The sequence below is a fragment of the Brevibacillus sp. AG162 genome (assembly GCF_006715575.1).
GTDB classification, from domain to species: domain Bacteria; phylum Bacillota; class Bacilli; order Brevibacillales; family Brevibacillaceae; genus Brevibacillus; species Brevibacillus brevis.
This window is the reverse complement of sequence record NZ_VFNO01000006.1, coordinates 146,417-161,647: the sequence shown is the minus strand read 5'-3', so window position 1 is coordinate 161,647 and position 15,231 is coordinate 146,417. Positions and strand designations below refer to the sequence as shown.

11 protein-coding genes are annotated in these 15,231 nt (G+C 50.0%); 10 read left to right on the top strand and 1 reads right to left on the bottom strand.

Annotated features, from left to right (window positions below; all coding sequences use genetic code 11):
• The 5 genes from FB479_RS19350 (at position 1) to mglC (ending at position 6,559) form a co-directional block, all read left to right on the top strand.
• A complete protein-coding gene (locus FB479_RS19350) occupies positions 1-1,764 on the top strand; it encodes a cache domain-containing sensor histidine kinase (protein WP_142066396.1) in 1,764 nt (587 codons plus the stop codon).
• A gap of 11 nt (positions 1,765-1,775) precedes the next feature.
• Positions 1,776-2,747 (top strand): substrate-binding domain-containing protein, encoded by a 972-nt coding sequence (locus FB479_RS19345; RefSeq protein WP_255438456.1) that lies wholly within the window; start codon positions 1,776-1,778, stop codon positions 2,745-2,747.
• A gap of 126 nt (positions 2,748-2,873) precedes the next feature.
• Positions 2,874-3,920 (top strand): galactose ABC transporter substrate-binding protein, encoded by a 1,047-nt coding sequence (locus FB479_RS19340; RefSeq protein WP_142066394.1) that lies wholly within the window; start codon positions 2,874-2,876, stop codon positions 3,918-3,920.
• Between the two features lie 83 nt (positions 3,921-4,003).
• Positions 4,004-5,521, top strand: coding sequence for a sugar ABC transporter ATP-binding protein (locus FB479_RS19335; RefSeq protein ID WP_142066393.1), 1,518 nt, complete (start codon positions 4,004-4,006; stop codon positions 5,519-5,521).
• An 18-nt stretch (positions 5,522-5,539) separates the two neighbouring features.
• A complete protein-coding gene (gene mglC / locus FB479_RS19330) occupies positions 5,540-6,559 on the top strand; it encodes a galactose/methyl galactoside ABC transporter permease MglC (protein WP_106652545.1) in 1,020 nt (339 codons plus the stop codon).
• 55 nt (positions 6,560-6,614) lie between these two features.
• Here the strand turns inward: mglC and FB479_RS19325 are convergent, their stop codons facing one another.
• A complete protein-coding gene (locus tag FB479_RS19325; RefSeq protein ID WP_142066392.1) occupies positions 6,615-7,664 on the bottom strand; it encodes a DUF418 domain-containing protein in 1,050 nt (349 codons plus the stop codon).
• A gap of 196 nt (positions 7,665-7,860) precedes the next feature.
• Here FB479_RS19325 and FB479_RS19320 point away from each other — a divergent pair, with 196 nt between their 5' ends.
• From FB479_RS19320 to FB479_RS19300, 5 genes are all read left to right on the top strand, one after another.
• Entirely contained in the window at positions 7,861-8,661 is an 801-nt protein-coding gene (locus FB479_RS19320; protein ID WP_142066391.1) for a VanW family protein, read from the top strand.
• Between the two features lie 101 nt (positions 8,662-8,762).
• A complete protein-coding gene (gene pcrA / locus FB479_RS19315; protein ID WP_142066390.1) occupies positions 8,763-11,108 on the top strand; it encodes a DNA helicase PcrA in 2,346 nt (781 codons plus the stop codon).
• A 42-nt stretch (positions 11,109-11,150) separates the two neighbouring features.
• On the top strand, positions 11,151-13,166 hold the full coding sequence (ligA, locus tag FB479_RS19310; RefSeq protein WP_142066389.1) for an NAD-dependent DNA ligase LigA: 2,016 nt from the start codon (positions 11,151-11,153) through the stop codon (positions 13,164-13,166).
• A 20-nt stretch (positions 13,167-13,186) separates the two neighbouring features.
• On the top strand, positions 13,187-14,113 hold the full coding sequence (locus tag FB479_RS19305) for a WD40/YVTN/BNR-like repeat-containing protein (RefSeq protein ID WP_142066388.1): 927 nt from the start codon (positions 13,187-13,189) through the stop codon (positions 14,111-14,113).
• A gap of 41 nt (positions 14,114-14,154) precedes the next feature.
• Positions 14,155-15,222 (top strand): CamS family sex pheromone protein, encoded by a 1,068-nt coding sequence (locus tag FB479_RS19300; protein WP_142066387.1) that lies wholly within the window; start codon positions 14,155-14,157, stop codon positions 15,220-15,222.
• Positions 15,223-15,231 lie beyond the last annotated feature (9 nt).

The window sequence follows — 15,231 nt, the reverse complement described above, 5'->3', positions numbered from 1 at the left end:
ATGAAGAGATTGCTTGCGGTGATCAAGGTCAAAGGCATTCAATTTATCATTACCACCTCCTTTACACTCGTGACGGTACTCGTCATGCTGTTTGTCGGGGTGATGCTGTACGGAAAATTTGCGCAGACGGCAGAGCAAAACGCGTATCTGCACACGCAGCAAATCCTGGAGCAGGTGAAATACAATCTGGAGAGCTATATGAATGGGATGACGCAAATTTTCGAACTCGTTGATGACAAGATCAGAAGAAGCAAGGGACTCACGGCAGACGAGCTGAACGAACAGCTTGAGACAATCGTAGAAACGAGAAAGGACATCGTCTCCATCGCGGTTTTTACACGATACGGAACGTTGTTGGCCACAACTCCTTCCAAAGTATTGAGAAAAAACACTCGTCTGACCGAACAGAGCTGGTTCCAAAAGGCGATCGAGGACCCGACGAACCTGTCCTTTTCACTTCCGCATATCCAGAACTTGTTTAAAGGGGAGTACACCTGGGTCGTTTCGATGAGTCGGGAAATTCTTCTCCATGGACCTGACGGAGAAATTCCGGCCGTACTTTTAGTCGATGTGAATTTCAAGGAGATCGATGAGCTGTGCCAGAGAGTGGGCTTGGGGAAAAAGGGGTACGTCTATATCATTGATTTGGTCGGGAACATCGTCTACCATCCGCAGCAGCAGTTGATTTACGCTGGATTGAAAAATGAAAATCGTTCCTTGCCGCTGAAGCATTCCTATGGCAGCTATGTAGAAGAGACACAGGACGAATCGCGTTTGATTACCATCAAGACGATCGATCAGCTAGGCTGGAAAATCATTGGGGTTTCCTACATGGACGAGATTGTGACGACCAAAAAAGAAATCAGTCGCTTCATTTTTTGGCTGCTCATCTTTGTGATTGTCATTGTGTTGTTCGTGCTGTACTATCTCTCTGCGAAAATATCACGACCGATCAAGCTGCTGGAGCGATCCATGGAAAAGGTGGAGCAGGGAGACTTTTCAGAGAGTGAACCGATCCGGGGAAGCCATGAGGTCGAACAGCTTTCCTTGCGTTTTCATCTGATGGTCGCGAAGGTCAGGGAATTGATGCACCAGATCATTCGGGAACAGGAAGCCAAACGAAAAAGCGAGCTGGAGGTGCTACAGGCACAGATCAATCCGCATTTTCTGTACAACACGTTGAACTCTGTGGTCAGAATGGTCGGCAACGGAAAAAACGAGGATGTCATCACCACGATTACTTCGTTGTCAAAGCTGTTTCGGATTAGCCTGAGCAGAGGCAAGAACATAATCACGGTGCGGGAAGAGCTGGAGCATGTGCGCCATTATCTTATTATTCAAAAAATGAGGTACAAACAAAAATTTGAGTACGAGATCGTGGTCGAGAATGAGGATGAGGTGCTCAATTGTCTGACGCTGAAGTTACTGCTCCAGCCGATTGTGGAAAACGCTATCTACCACGGGATTGAGCATTTGGCTGATCCGGGCATGATTCGCATATTTGCAGCACTCATCGACGGTAAGGTGTTACTTCAGGTAAGCGACAATGGCTTGGGCATGTCCCCTGATGTTCTTGCACAAGTAAAAGCCGGCTTTTATAGAAGCGAAGAAGGCTCGGGCGTTGGGATACAAAACGTGCAAGAGCGCATCCGCTTGACGTTCGGGGAACAGTACGGTTTGGAAATTGCGAGCGAACAGGAAGAGGGGACCGTTGTGCGTGTATGGATTCCGCGCCAGGTTGCAGAGGAGCGAGATCGATTATGAGGACGGCAGCGGTGAAATGTTTTAGCGTATACGGACTGGTCGTTTTGGCAGTGGTGACGCTTTTTTACTCGTGTAGTGCTCCGATTACAGATGGGGAAGTAGGCAAGAAAAAGACAGTGGCGCTGATCGTCCGTATGAAGCACGGCGATTATTGGCGAACGGTCAAGCTCGGGGCGGAGATGGCTGCCAAGGAATATGAGCGAAACCTGAATTTTTACGCGCCAGACTATGAGGAGGATGCCCACAGGCAAATGGAGCTGGTGCAGCAGGCAATCGCAGATGGCTCCGAGACAATCGTGGTGGCACCTAGTGACGAACAAGTTTTGCGAGAAGCTATCAAGCTGGCTAGGGAGAGGGCCATCCCGATCCTTGTACTCGACACCGTCGGAAAAGATTCAGCCGTCAAAAGCTACATTGGGACGGATAACTACGATATGGGCATGAAGGCATTCGAAAAAATGATGTACCTGATCGAGAAAAAAGGACAAATCGCATTGCTCGGCACAGATCGGGTAAAGGCAAATGCCAAACGAAGAGAACAGGGCGTCCTCGATTTGCTCCCACGGGAAACGCAGGTTGAATTGATTGCCAACGAAAATGTTCCCTTGGATAAAAAGCAGATCGGTGAGTGGACGCGCGAACTGATCCGCAAGCATCCGCAGTTGAAAGGGGTGATTGCACTCGATGCCAGTACAGCGATCGGTGTGGCCGAGGAAATGGAAAACAGTGGACTGCGGGACAAAGTCAAAATCGTAGCAATCGACAGTCCACCGGAAGTGCTGGAGTATTTGCAGGAAGGGATCATCTCCGCGACGATCATCCAGAAGCCGCTATCGATGGGATATCTCGGCGTCAAGTACGCAGTCGAAGCGAGCAACGGAGAAGCAGTGCCCAGTCTGGTCGACACCGGAACAAAAGCAATCGATCGGGAGAATATGTTTTGGTCGGAGAATCAAAAGCTCCTCTTTCCCTTCGTAAAATAGGCCACCGAAAAAACAGATGAGAATTTTGATAGAAATGCGCAGGATTTTCGATGGAACACGCTTGAGAAAACGCTTACATTTGGTGTATATCAGATGTAAACATAGGGGATAAAGGGGGATTATCGAATGAAAAAGCTGATTGCCACTACACTGGTAGCCGCTGTTACACTCTCGGTGGTTGGATGCTCACAATCTGGCGGTTCGCAGCCGGCAGCGTCCGGGGGAGGCTCGTCTCCTGCGGGGAATCCCAAAATCGGAGTCGCCATCTACAAGTTCGATGATACGTTCATGACAGGAGTGCGCAATGCGATTTCGAAAGCCGCAGAAGGCAAAGCGGAAGTGGACATTGTAGACAGCCAAAATGCCCAGCCTACGCAAAATGACAAAGTGGATTTGTTCATTAACAAAAAGGTAAATGCCCTCGCCATCAATCCGGTGGATCGCACAGCTGCTGGCGTCCTTATCGACAAGGCGAAACAAGCCAATATTCCCGTCGTCTTCTTCAACCGTGAGCCGATGCCAGAGGATATGCAGAAGTGGGATAAGGTTTACTACGTGGGAGCAAAAGCGGAGGAATCCGGCACGATCTCCGGCGAGCTGATCGTCGATTACTGGAAGGCAAATCCGGAAGCAGATAAAAACAAGGATGGTGTCCTCCAATATGTCATGTTAAAAGGCGAGCCAGGGCATCAGGATGCTGAGCTGCGGACGAAGTTTTCGGTGAAGGCGATTGAAGATGCAGGGATTAAAGTAGAGAAGGTCGCGGAAGATACGGCCATGTGGGATCGCGTAAAAGGGCAGGAAAAGATGGCAGCCTTCCTCGCAGCTTCCGGTGACAAGATCGAAGCCGTTCTTGCCAACAACGACGATATGGCACTGGGGGCAATCGAAGCGCTGAAGGCATCTGGCTATTTTGCGAATGGCAAGTACATGCCTGTTGTTGGCGTGGACGCCACAGCACCTGCGTTGAAGGAGTTGGAGGCGGGAACCTTGCTCGGAACGGTCCTCAACGATGCGAATAACCAAGGAAAAGCCACCCTTAGCATCGCGGCGTCTTTGGCGAAGGGTGAAACGCCAACGAAAGATTCTACAGGCTTTGACATTACGGATGGGAAGTACGTGTGGGTGCCCTACAAAAAAATCACCAAGGAAAACATGAACGACGCGAAATAAAAAGCAGGAGAGTCGGTGAAGAGACGAATCCGACTCTCCTGTTTCGGTGATGGGGATGATTTTGCAAAAAGGAGGGCACTCGCATGGCTCAGCATGCATTTTTGTTGGAAATGAACCACATTCATAAAGAATTTCCAGGGGTCAAGGCACTCGACGATGTCACGCTAAAAGTCCGTCCCGGAACTGTTCATGCACTGATGGGAGAGAATGGGGCAGGCAAATCGACCCTGATGAAGTGTCTCTTCGGAATATATCGACCAGATGCGGGAGAAATCCTGCTAAACAATGAGCAGGTGACGATGAGCAGCTCAAAGGACGCGCTGGCCCATGGCATCTCCATGATTCATCAAGAGCTGCATCCGGTGCCCTTTCGCAATGTCATGGAAAACATTTGGCTAGGTCGTTTTCCGGTCAAAAGAATCGGTCCTTTTCCGTTTGTGGATGAGACAAGAATGCTCGCGGATACGAAGAAGCTGTTTGCTGATCTGGAAATGGATTTGAATCCGCACGCTGTTGTCCGTGATTTGTCTGTATCCAAGGTACAGTCGCTTGAAATAGCCAAAGCTGTTTCCTACCAATCCAAAGTGATTATTATGGACGAACCGACGTCTTCACTGACGGGAAACGAGGTGGAGCAGCTATTTGCGATCATCCGCGAACTGAAGAGCAGAGGTGTCGCCATCATCTATATTTCGCACAAGATGGAAGAAATTTTACGGATTGCGGATGACGTGACGATCATGCGCGATGGCAAGCTCATTGGAACATGGCGGGCAGCCGAGCTGACGACTGACCTGATCATCTCGAAAATGGTTGGACGGGACCTGACGCAGCGTTTCCCGAGTCGATCCAATACGCCAGGAGAACCGATTTTGAAGGTAGAAGGACTGACCTCTCCATTTTCCCAGTCATTTCAGCACGTGTCGTTTGAATTGCACAAAGGCGAAATCTTGGGCATAGGCGGCCTCGTGGGCGCACAACGAACAGAGCTGATTGAGGCATTGTTTGGATTGCGCGCAGTGTCAGCAGGAAAAGTGTCGATCAACGGTCAGGAGGTGCGGATCAAATCACCGAAGGATGCGAAGAAGCACAAAATGGCGCTCTTGACGGAGGAGCGGCGAGTCACTGGCATCATTCCTGTCTTATCGATTCTGGAAAATACGGTCATCGCGAATTTGGCCAGTTACCAAACACCTTTTCTGCTCCTCAATGAGCGCAAGCGAAGAGCGGATGTCAGCCGAAGCATCGAGATGCTCCGCGTCAAGACTCCCTCTATGAAAGCCTTGATCAAAAATCTGTCAGGGGGCAATCAGCAAAAGGTTCTGTTGGCGAGGTGGCTTTTGACTGATCCGGATATTTTATTGCTGGACGAACCTACGCGTGGAGTCGATGTCGGCGCCAAATACGAAATCTATACGATCATCGCGGAACTGGCGAGTCAAGGAAAAGGGATCATTATGATTTCCTCGGAAATGCCAGAGTTGCTTGGAATGTCAGATCGAATCATGGTCATGTGCGAGGGTAGGCTCTCCGGTTTTTTGTCGGGTACAGCGGCAACCGAAGAAGAGATTATGCGGCTGGCTACCAAACATCTTGCATGAGAAAGGAGGCGAACAGGCATGTCTCAGTTGTCTGCTAAACAGGTGCAAGGCTTTGTTACGCAAAACGCCATCTATATCGTTCTGGTTTTGTTGATCGCGGGAATTGCGATTTACGACCCTAATTTTCTTTCCATTACAACGCTTCGGGATATTTTGGTGCAATCCTCCACTCGCGCTATTATTGCCTTGGGTGCTGCGTTTGTTCTTATTACAGGCGGAACGGATCTTTCCGCGGGGCGAGTGGTCGGATTGACGGCTGTCATCTCTGCCTCAATGCTGCAAAGCCAAGACTATCCGCGGAGGTTTTTCCCGGATTTACCCGATTTGCCGTTGCTTATCCCCATTCTCATCGCAATCGCTGCGGGCTTGCTGGTTGGTCTGATCAACGGCATTATTGTGTCTCGTTTTAGTGTGCCACCTTTTATCGCTACGTTGGGCATGATGGTCATTGTATACGGGTTCAACTCCATCTATTTTGATATGGAGCCCAATCAATCGCAGCCAATCGCTGGACTGCGGAGTGACTTCAATCAGCTTGGGACAGGGTACATCGGCCCGAGTGGCCCGTATTCGATTCCGTATATTGTCATCATTGCGATCATGGTTGCCTTCATCGTCTGGGTAATCTTCAACAAAACACGGCTTGGTAAAAACATGTACGCCATCGGAGGCAACATGCAGGCCGCAACTGTTTCCGGGATCAACGTCGCTTTCAACCTCATGATTATCTATGCCATTGCTGGTGCCCTGTATGGACTCGGAGGAGTTCTGGAGGCAGCCCGGACAGGTGGCGCGACGAACAACTACGGCAACATGTACGAGCTGGACGCCATTGCAGCCTGTGTGGTAGGGGGAGTCTCGACGTCTGGCGGAATTGGTACCGTTCCAGGTGTGCTTGCGGGTGTCCTTATTTTTGGCGTCATCAACTACGGACTTACGTTTATCGGAGTCAGCCCGTATTGGCAGCTCATCATCAAAGGACTCATCATTGTGGCAGCCGTTGCTTTTGACATTCGCAAATACTTGGCGAAAAAATAATAAGAGACCCCGGTCAGCTGTCAACCAAGGCAGCTTTTCTGGGGTCTTTAATTGTTTATTTTCGCAGCGGTGTGATTTTCATATACGTAAATAATCGCCATACCCACTCAAGTGGTCCCATGCGGAAGACAGACAGCCAAAGTACACTAAATACCATCTGCACCACGTAGATACCAAGGCAGATCAGTGTCGTTTGCAGGTAGCCGAGATTGCCAAACCAATCGAACATATAGCTTCCCACAAGGATCAATACGGTTTGTCCGACGTAGTTTGTCAACGCCATGCGCCCATAGCTGGTCAGCGGAGAGAGGACGGTCTGGACGGTTTTATTTTGCAGCAGCCGAATCAAGGTCGTCGTGTAAAAGGCAGCCATGACAAGACCTGTGGAGGTCAAGGCAATCGTGTAGTTCATCAGCTGCTGAAGGGTTTCTTCTGACATGGAATCATCTACAACCAGATTCGCCCCACCCATTGCCGGATCAGCCGGAGTCAGTCGGTATTGGATAAACAAGCCGATTAACGAAAGGACGAAGGTCACGCCCTGCACTTTTTTAATCACAGGCAAAAATCTCGGAATGTCCTGAAAGATCCCGTACTGCCCGACAGCAAGTCCCAAAATAAACAATGGAAGCACCAATAGCGGTTTGAAGCTGGTAGCACAGACAGCTATCGACAGAACAAGTCCGATGATCAGATTGGTTCGCGCCTTCAATCGATAAAAAGGCAGTAAGATGAATCCGAAGATGGCGTAGATGAAGAGTGCTTCGCCAGGGTGAAACATTTTATGCATAAAGCCAAGAGCGAGTAGCGCAATCAGGCGCCGAATGAACAAAACGATGCTGTTGGCCCCTTTTGCTTTTGCTCGACTGATGAAAATATAGAAGCCCACACCAAACAAGAAGGAAAAGATCACGAAGAAGCGCGATTCCACAAAGAAATTGAAAAACTGGAACAGCCAGTGGTCTACACTTCCTATTTCAGGTGATTGCGCATACAGCAATGCCACGATGTTGACGAGGAGAATGCCCATTAAGGCGAAGCCCCGTACGGTATCTAATGCATCAATTCGTTGGTTCATGGTAGGTGCGTTTTCTTTCAATCCCATCACTTCCTTCTCTCGTTGTCCGTCGTCCGATCGCGCACTTTTCCTATCCTAGCTTATCCCGGGATGGAGGAGAAATAGCATTTGCTTACGTCTCGCTTACAAAAGTGTAAGAAGTGAGGGGATCTCCCGTATTCGACCGCAACTTCCTACCAAATTCCTGCGTCTATTGTAATAATCAGGAAGTCGGGGTGCATAAATGAAACCGATTGTACGGGGGAAGTGGCGTTTAGCAGCAGGCATGACATATTTTCGTTGGAAAAGGTATGTACAATGGACATTTGGTCAAACGAGGTTCGCTCATGAGAAAAGAAGCGATTTGTTGCGTAATGTCCATTATTCACATCAAACGATTTTGTTACGCCCATTGCAGAACGTGGAGATGTGGATGCAGCACAACAAAGTGATCAATTTGCGCCTGGCGATTGCACGACTGAACGGATTGCTCATCCACCCTGGGGAAACCTTTTCGTACTGGAAGCAGATTGGCAAGCCGACCCGTAGCAAAGGCTATGTAGAGGGCATGCTGCTCTCGCAGGGACGCGTTACGGCCGGAGTTGGCGGAGGGCTTTGTCAGCTCTCGAATCTGCTGTACTGGATGACCTTGCATACGCCATTGACAGTGACGGAACGGCATCGTCATAGCTACGATGTTTTTCCCGATTCGAATCGGACACAGCCGTTCGGAAGTGGAGCGACTTGTTTCTATAATTATCTGGATTTGCAAATCGCCAACCGGACGCAACAGCCCTTTCAACTGCATGTCTACCTGACCGATACACATTTGGTAGGGGAATGGCGTTCAGACATGCCACCGACACGGACGTATGTCATTATCGAGAAAGAACATGAGATTCAGCCTTCGATTTGGGGAGGGTATGAACGAAAAAATGAATTGTATCGTGATGTTTATACGCTGGAAGGAGAATGGGTGGAGCAAGAATGGCTGACGCAGAATCAGGCTTATTTGATGTACGAGCCATTGCTGCCGAAAGGATGATGTTTCCTGTTCGGGATACGAACTGGAACTCCACTGCGATCTGTGCGAAAATAGGAACATATGCTTTCGTCTAGGGAACGTGGAAAGGTGGATTTATACATATGTCTTTTGCAGATCGTATCACAGCAGGTCTGAACCCGGAGCAGCGGGAAGCAGTCCTTACAACAGAAGGCCCCGTCTTGATTTTGGCCGGTGCGGGTAGCGGCAAGACCAAGGTACTGACACAGCGTATCGCATACCTGATCAGTGCCAAACAGGTAGCACCTTGGAGCATTTTGGCGATCACCTTCACCAACAAAGCAGCGAGGGAGATGCAAAACCGTGTGGCTGCCATTATTGGCGGAGCCGCAGCGCAGGATGCATGGCTGTCGACGTTTCACTCCTTGTGTGTGCGGATTTTGCGCAGGGATATCGACCGACTCGGCATCAATCGCAGCTTTTCCATTTTGGATGCTGGTGACCAGTTGTCTGTCGTCAAGCAATGTTTAAAAGAATTGAACATCGATCCGAAGCAGTATGAGCCGCGTTCGATTTTGGCTGCGATCAGCGGAGCGAAAAACGAGCTGACCGATCCAGAAACCTATACGCGTCTTGCGGGCGATCCATTTGCACAAGTGGCAGCCAAGGTTTACACGGCTTATCAGAAAAAGCTGAGAAGCAACCAATCACTGGACTTCGACGATCTGATCATGACGACGGTTCGTCTGTTTAAAGAAGTGCCGGAAGTATTGGAGTTTTATCAAAAGAAATTCCGTTACATACACGTTGACGAGTATCAGGATACAAACCGGGCGCAATACCTTTTGATTTCCATGCTGGCAGACAAGCATCGAAATGTATGCTGCGTGGGGGATGCTGACCAAAGTATTTATAAATGGCGCGGTGCCGACATCTCGATCATTTTAAACTTTGAAAAAGACTATCCCGAAGCCAAGCTCATCAAGCTCGAGCAAAACTATCGCTCTACCAAAACGATTTTGCAGGCGGCGAACCAGGTCATTGCCAACAACAAGCTGCGCAAGGAAAAGAAGCTCTGGACAGAGAATCCGGGCGGCGACAAGATCATGTGCTTCCAGGGGGATTCCGAGCACGACGAGGCGTATTTTATCGTCGATACGATTCGCAAGCAGATGGCACAGTACAAGCGCTACGACAAATTCGCGATTCTGTATCGGACGAATGCACAGTCTCGTGTGGTCGAGGAAGTTTTCATCAAATCGAACATGCCGTACACCATCGTCGGCGGAACCAAGTTCTACGATCGCAAAGAGATCAAGGACATCTTGGCTTATTTGCGTCTGATCTCCAATCCGGATGACGATATCAGCTTGCAGCGAATCATCAACGTACCGAAGCGTAATATCGGGGATACGACGGTAGACAAGCTACAAGCGTATGCGAACGCAAATGGTCAGTCCCTTTTCCAAGCGATTCAGGAGACGGCTTATATGGGGCTGCCTTCACGTACGACGAATGCGATCCTGTCCTTTAATGATCTCATCTCGAATTTGATGCAAATGACCGATTACTTGAGTGTGACTGAGCTGGTGGAAGAAGTGCTGAAGCGCTCTGGATACCGCGATTCTTTAAAAGAAGAAAAGACGCTGGAAGCACAGGCGCGTCTGGAGAATATCGAGGAGTTCCTGTCTGTTACGCAGGAGTTCGAGCGCAAAAATGAAGACAAGAGCTTGCTAGCCTTCCTGACCGACCTCGCGCTGGTGGCAGACATCGATTCCTTGGGAGATGACGGTGCCCAGGAAGAAGTATCGGCAGAGGGGCAGGTTGTATTAATGACCTTGCACAGCGCCAAAGGTCTGGAGTTCCCTGTCGTGTTCCTGGTTGGTTGCGAGGAAGGTGTCTTCCCGCATAGCCGCTCTTTGTTTGACGATGCTGAGATGGAGGAAGAGCGCCGTCTGGCTTACGTGGGAATTACACGGGCAGAGGAACGTCTGTACATGACATGTGCCCGTATGCGGACGTTGTTTGGACGTACGAATGTGAATGCGCCGTCTCGCTTCCTGCAAGAAATTCCGGCAGAGCTGTTGGAAGGAAATCCAGCGACAGCGGACCGGGGCTTCGGCGGTGGACGCAGCAGTGCATTTGGACAGCGTGATGGCAGTGCATTCGGACGTGACACGGGAGCGAGACCGTTTGGAGCGTCATCCTCACAAGCAGGCTCTGCTCCGAAATTTGGACAGGGTCAACGAACCGCAAGTAGCACACCTGCTACGTTTACCCGTCCGGCGGGTGAAAAACTGCCTGGACACGGTCAAGGAGCAGGCGTTGATTGGAAGGTTGGCGACAGAGTGGCACATGGCAAATGGGGCAACGGTACGGTCGTCAAAGTAAAAGGAACGGGCGACGACATGGAGCTCGACATTGCTTTCCCAAGCCCGACTGGCATTAAAAAGCTATTAGCGAAGTTCGCCCCTATTCAAAAAGGATAGTGTGCAAATACAGGCCAATCGCAAAAGTAAAGGATGAACGAAATGGATCGATTGACGGCGGAAACAAAAATTAAAGAATTAGCGAAACGAATTGAGCGGCATAATCGTCTTTACCATGAAGAGGATCGACCTGAGATTTCTGACCAGGAATACGATCAATTGATGCGGGAGCTAAAGGAGCTTGAAACCAGCTTCCCTGATTTGCAGTCGCCTGATTCTCCTTCCTTGCGTGTAGGGGGAGAACCACTGCCCTTCTTTGAAAAGGTCGTTCATAAGACACCGATGCTCAGTCTCGGCAACGCCTTTAATGAGGAGGACATCAGGGATTTTGACCGCCGGGTACGTCAGGCTGTTGGCAGTCAGGCTGTCCGATATGTAGCAGAACTGAAAATTGATGGTCTGGCCGTGTCGCTTCATTATGAAAATGGGCTGTTCGTCCGCGGGGCTACACGTGGAGACGGAACAACAGGCGAAGACATCACACAAAACCTGAAAACGATTCGTTCCATTCCTTTGCGGCTTACAAAGCCGGTAACCCTTGAGGTTCGCGGTGAGGCTTACATGTCCAAAGGAGCATTTGAAAAGCTGAACAAAGAGCGCGAGGAGCGTGGGGAAGCGTTATTTGCCAATCCGCGCAATTCCGCAGCAGGTTCGCTCCGACAGCTCGATCCGAAGATTGCCGCATCCCGTCAACTGGATACGTTTATTTACGGCATTGGCGATTTGCAAGGGGAGACAGTGGAATCGCACAGTGAAGGGCTTGATTTGCTGGAGACGCTCGGCTTCATGGTGAATCAGGAGCGACGTGTATTTGACGACGTCGATGAACTGCTCGCTTTTATTGCGGGCTGGACAGAAAAGCGTCCTCATTTGCCTTATGAAATCGACGGCATGGTGATCAAGGTCGACAGTTACGCTCAGCAGGAGGAGCTTGGATTTACTGCGAAAAGTCCGCGTTGGGCCATCGCATACAAGTTCCCTGCCGAAGAAGCGGTTACGATTCTCGAAGGTATCGAAGTATCTGTGGGGCGTACAGGGAATGTCACCCCGACTGCTCTATTGAAGCCAGTCAGTTTGGCAGGTACGACCGTAAAGCGTGCTTCCTTGCACAACGAAGACATTATTCGGGAAAAAGGCCTCCTTATCGGCGATCATGTTGTCGTCAAAAAAGCAGGGGACATTATCCCGGAGATTATCGCGGTCTTGCCAGAGCGTCGTACAGGAAATGAAGTACCGTTTGCCATGCCAACGCATTGCCCCGAATGTGGGAGTGAGCTGGTACGCTTAGAGGAAGAAGTGGCTCTGCGCTGCATCAATCCAATGTGTCCGGCACTGATCCGTGAAGGCATGATTCATTTCGTGTCCCGCACGGCCATGAACATTGACGGCTTGGGAGAAAAAGTTGTGGCCCAACTGTATCGCGACGGTATTATCCACAGTGTCGCTGACCTGTATTATTTGCACCAGCAGCGCGATGTTCTACTGGGCATGGAGCGCATGGGTGAAAAGTCCGTAGATAATTTGCTTGCGGCTATTGAAGCGAGCAAGGAGAACTCGCTGGAGCGCGTATTGTTTGGTCTTGGCATTCGCTTGGTCGGAGCCAAGGCGGCACGTGTTCTCGCGGAGCATTTTGGCAATATCGATGCCATTATGCAGGCATCCGAAGAAGAGATTACGCAAATCGATGAGATCGGGCCGAAAATGGCTGCGAGTCTCGTGAACTACTTCGCACAGCCGCAGGCACAGGCAGTTATTGAGAGACTGCGAGCGGCCGGAGTGAACATGGCGTACAAAGGAATCCGCATTGAAAGTGGCGCAGACCTGCCATTCTCAGGCAAAACAATCGTGTTGACCGGCACGCTGACGCAAATGTCGCGGCAGGAGGCAGAGGAAGCGATTGCGCGCTTGGGTGGCAAGGTAACAGGCAGCGTCAGCAAGAAGACAGACTTGGTGATTGCAGGCGAAAAAGCCGGCTCCAAGCTGGTGAAGGCAGAAAAACTAGGTGTGGCTGTTATGGACGAAGCAGGCTTCCTGCAAGTATTGGAGAGCAACGCCTAAGAAAACGGTGGCGACAACGGATGAGTAAGGGAAGGGACGTGAAGAGCATGAATAGCTTCCTGAAATGGGGAATCGGTGTAATAGCCATGCTGCAATTGGTTGGCTGTGGAAGTACCAGCAGTACCGGCAGTAAACAAATCGATACGAATCCTCCAACAGTTACAGCTGCTGCTCTACAAGGGAACTTGACCTATCAGGACGTATTGGAACTGGGAGCGACCATTCACAATCTGATGATGACCGATGATGCTCGTCAAATATGGGTTGGTACCAACTCAGGGCTGTATAGCTCGGCTGCCGGTGGAACGTGGGGATCTCTCTCGACAGATTTAGAGCAGTATGCGATTGAAGGTTGGTTTGTAGACCCGGATGATCCAAAGCAAATATTTGTCGGCGGGATTGATGGGGTTCTTCATTCAACAGATGGCGGCAAAAAGTGGACTTCTGTCAACAATGGGCTGCCAGAGCCTGCAAATATCAGCAGCTTTGTAGGCAGCCGCCAAGGAGACGAAGTACGTCTGTTTGCCTTTGTCTCGGGTGAAGGTATTTATCAATCGACGGACGAAGCCCAATCATGGAGCCTGTGGCAGCCGATGGATCAGGAAGTATTTGCTATGGACTTTGATCCAGAACAAGACCGTCTCTATGTAGCGGCCCAATTCAGCTTGCTCTATAATGAAGAGGGGCAGTGGAAGACAGAGGAGATTCCCGGAGCACAGCAGATCTATTCGCTCGCCATTAACAGACGAACTGGCACTCTCGCTGTCGCAACCGAACAAGGTATCTATGAGAAAATCAAGGGCGAATGGCGTTTGCTCGATGCTCGCTCACCGGAAAAGCTGATTGTCATTGCTTCAGGTGGCGAGGATACAAAATGGGTGGGAATTGGCGAATCGGCATTGATCTACAAGCTCGAAGACAATCGATGGATCAAGTGGAATGAATGATTTGTACATCGCCCACTTTCGGATATGAAAAGGAGTAATCTATGAAAGTGAAGTTTTTGACAGGATGCAGGTTCTTGACAGCTTTACTTCTTGTGATGGCATTGACTGGCTGCTCGTTGATACCTGGGGGCAAGGACAAAGCTCCTGAGCCTACTACACCGTCCTTGTCGGAGGTAGTGGAAGTATCCGAGGATTACTACGGCAGCATTACCCCGTACCAGCCGAATCAGACACGAGGAATGCTTGCTGGTACGAAATATCGCATCGATTTCAGTCACCTTGAATTAGGGCTGATGGAGTTTGCTCGGGAGACATACCCGACGTCCGATTATTATTTCCAAGAAGGTCAAGTGGTTAAAAAAGAGCAGGTTACCCAGTGGATCGCACAGGAAAAGACGGCTGGGGCCAACGGGAAAAAGAAAAACGGAATTCTCGTGCACGTATTGGAGCATGATTACCTGAACAAGAAGGATAAGAGCCTGGCTGGCATGGTGTTGGGCTTGTCTCTTTCGCCGAACTATCAGGATGCAACCGGTCAGGACAAGGTGTACACGACACAAGAACTGCAAGCAAAAGGCCAGCAGGTTGCAGCTCGTATCGTGCAGTCTGTACGTGGAACCAGTCCGGAAGTTCCGATCCTGGTTTTGATGTATCAAGTACCGGAGGCGAATTCTACTCTGGTGCCAGGGCACTTCATCATGTCAGGTACAGTAGGGGCGAATGAAGCAGCGGTATCCAAGTGGCTGCCGATCGAAGAGGAATATTTCCTGTTCCCAAGTCCAGAGGTTGAGCAGAAATACCCAGAGCAGTCGTTGCAGTACGACAAGCTCATGCGCCAATCCAAGGGCTATTTCCCTGAATATATCGGGATGACGGGTCTCGGACGTTTCATGGATGGCAAGCTGACAGAACTTACGATTACCGCCACGGCAGAGTATGACTCCAGAACAGAGGTATTGCAGTTTACGCAATTTGCAGCAGGAAGCATTAATCAGCTCTTCGACAAAAGCGTTCACGTAAACCTGTACGTACAGTCGATGAACAAACCATTGTCGCTCTATATTCGACCGACAAGTGGTGAGCCGTACATGCATATTTACAGACAATAAGGAAAAGCA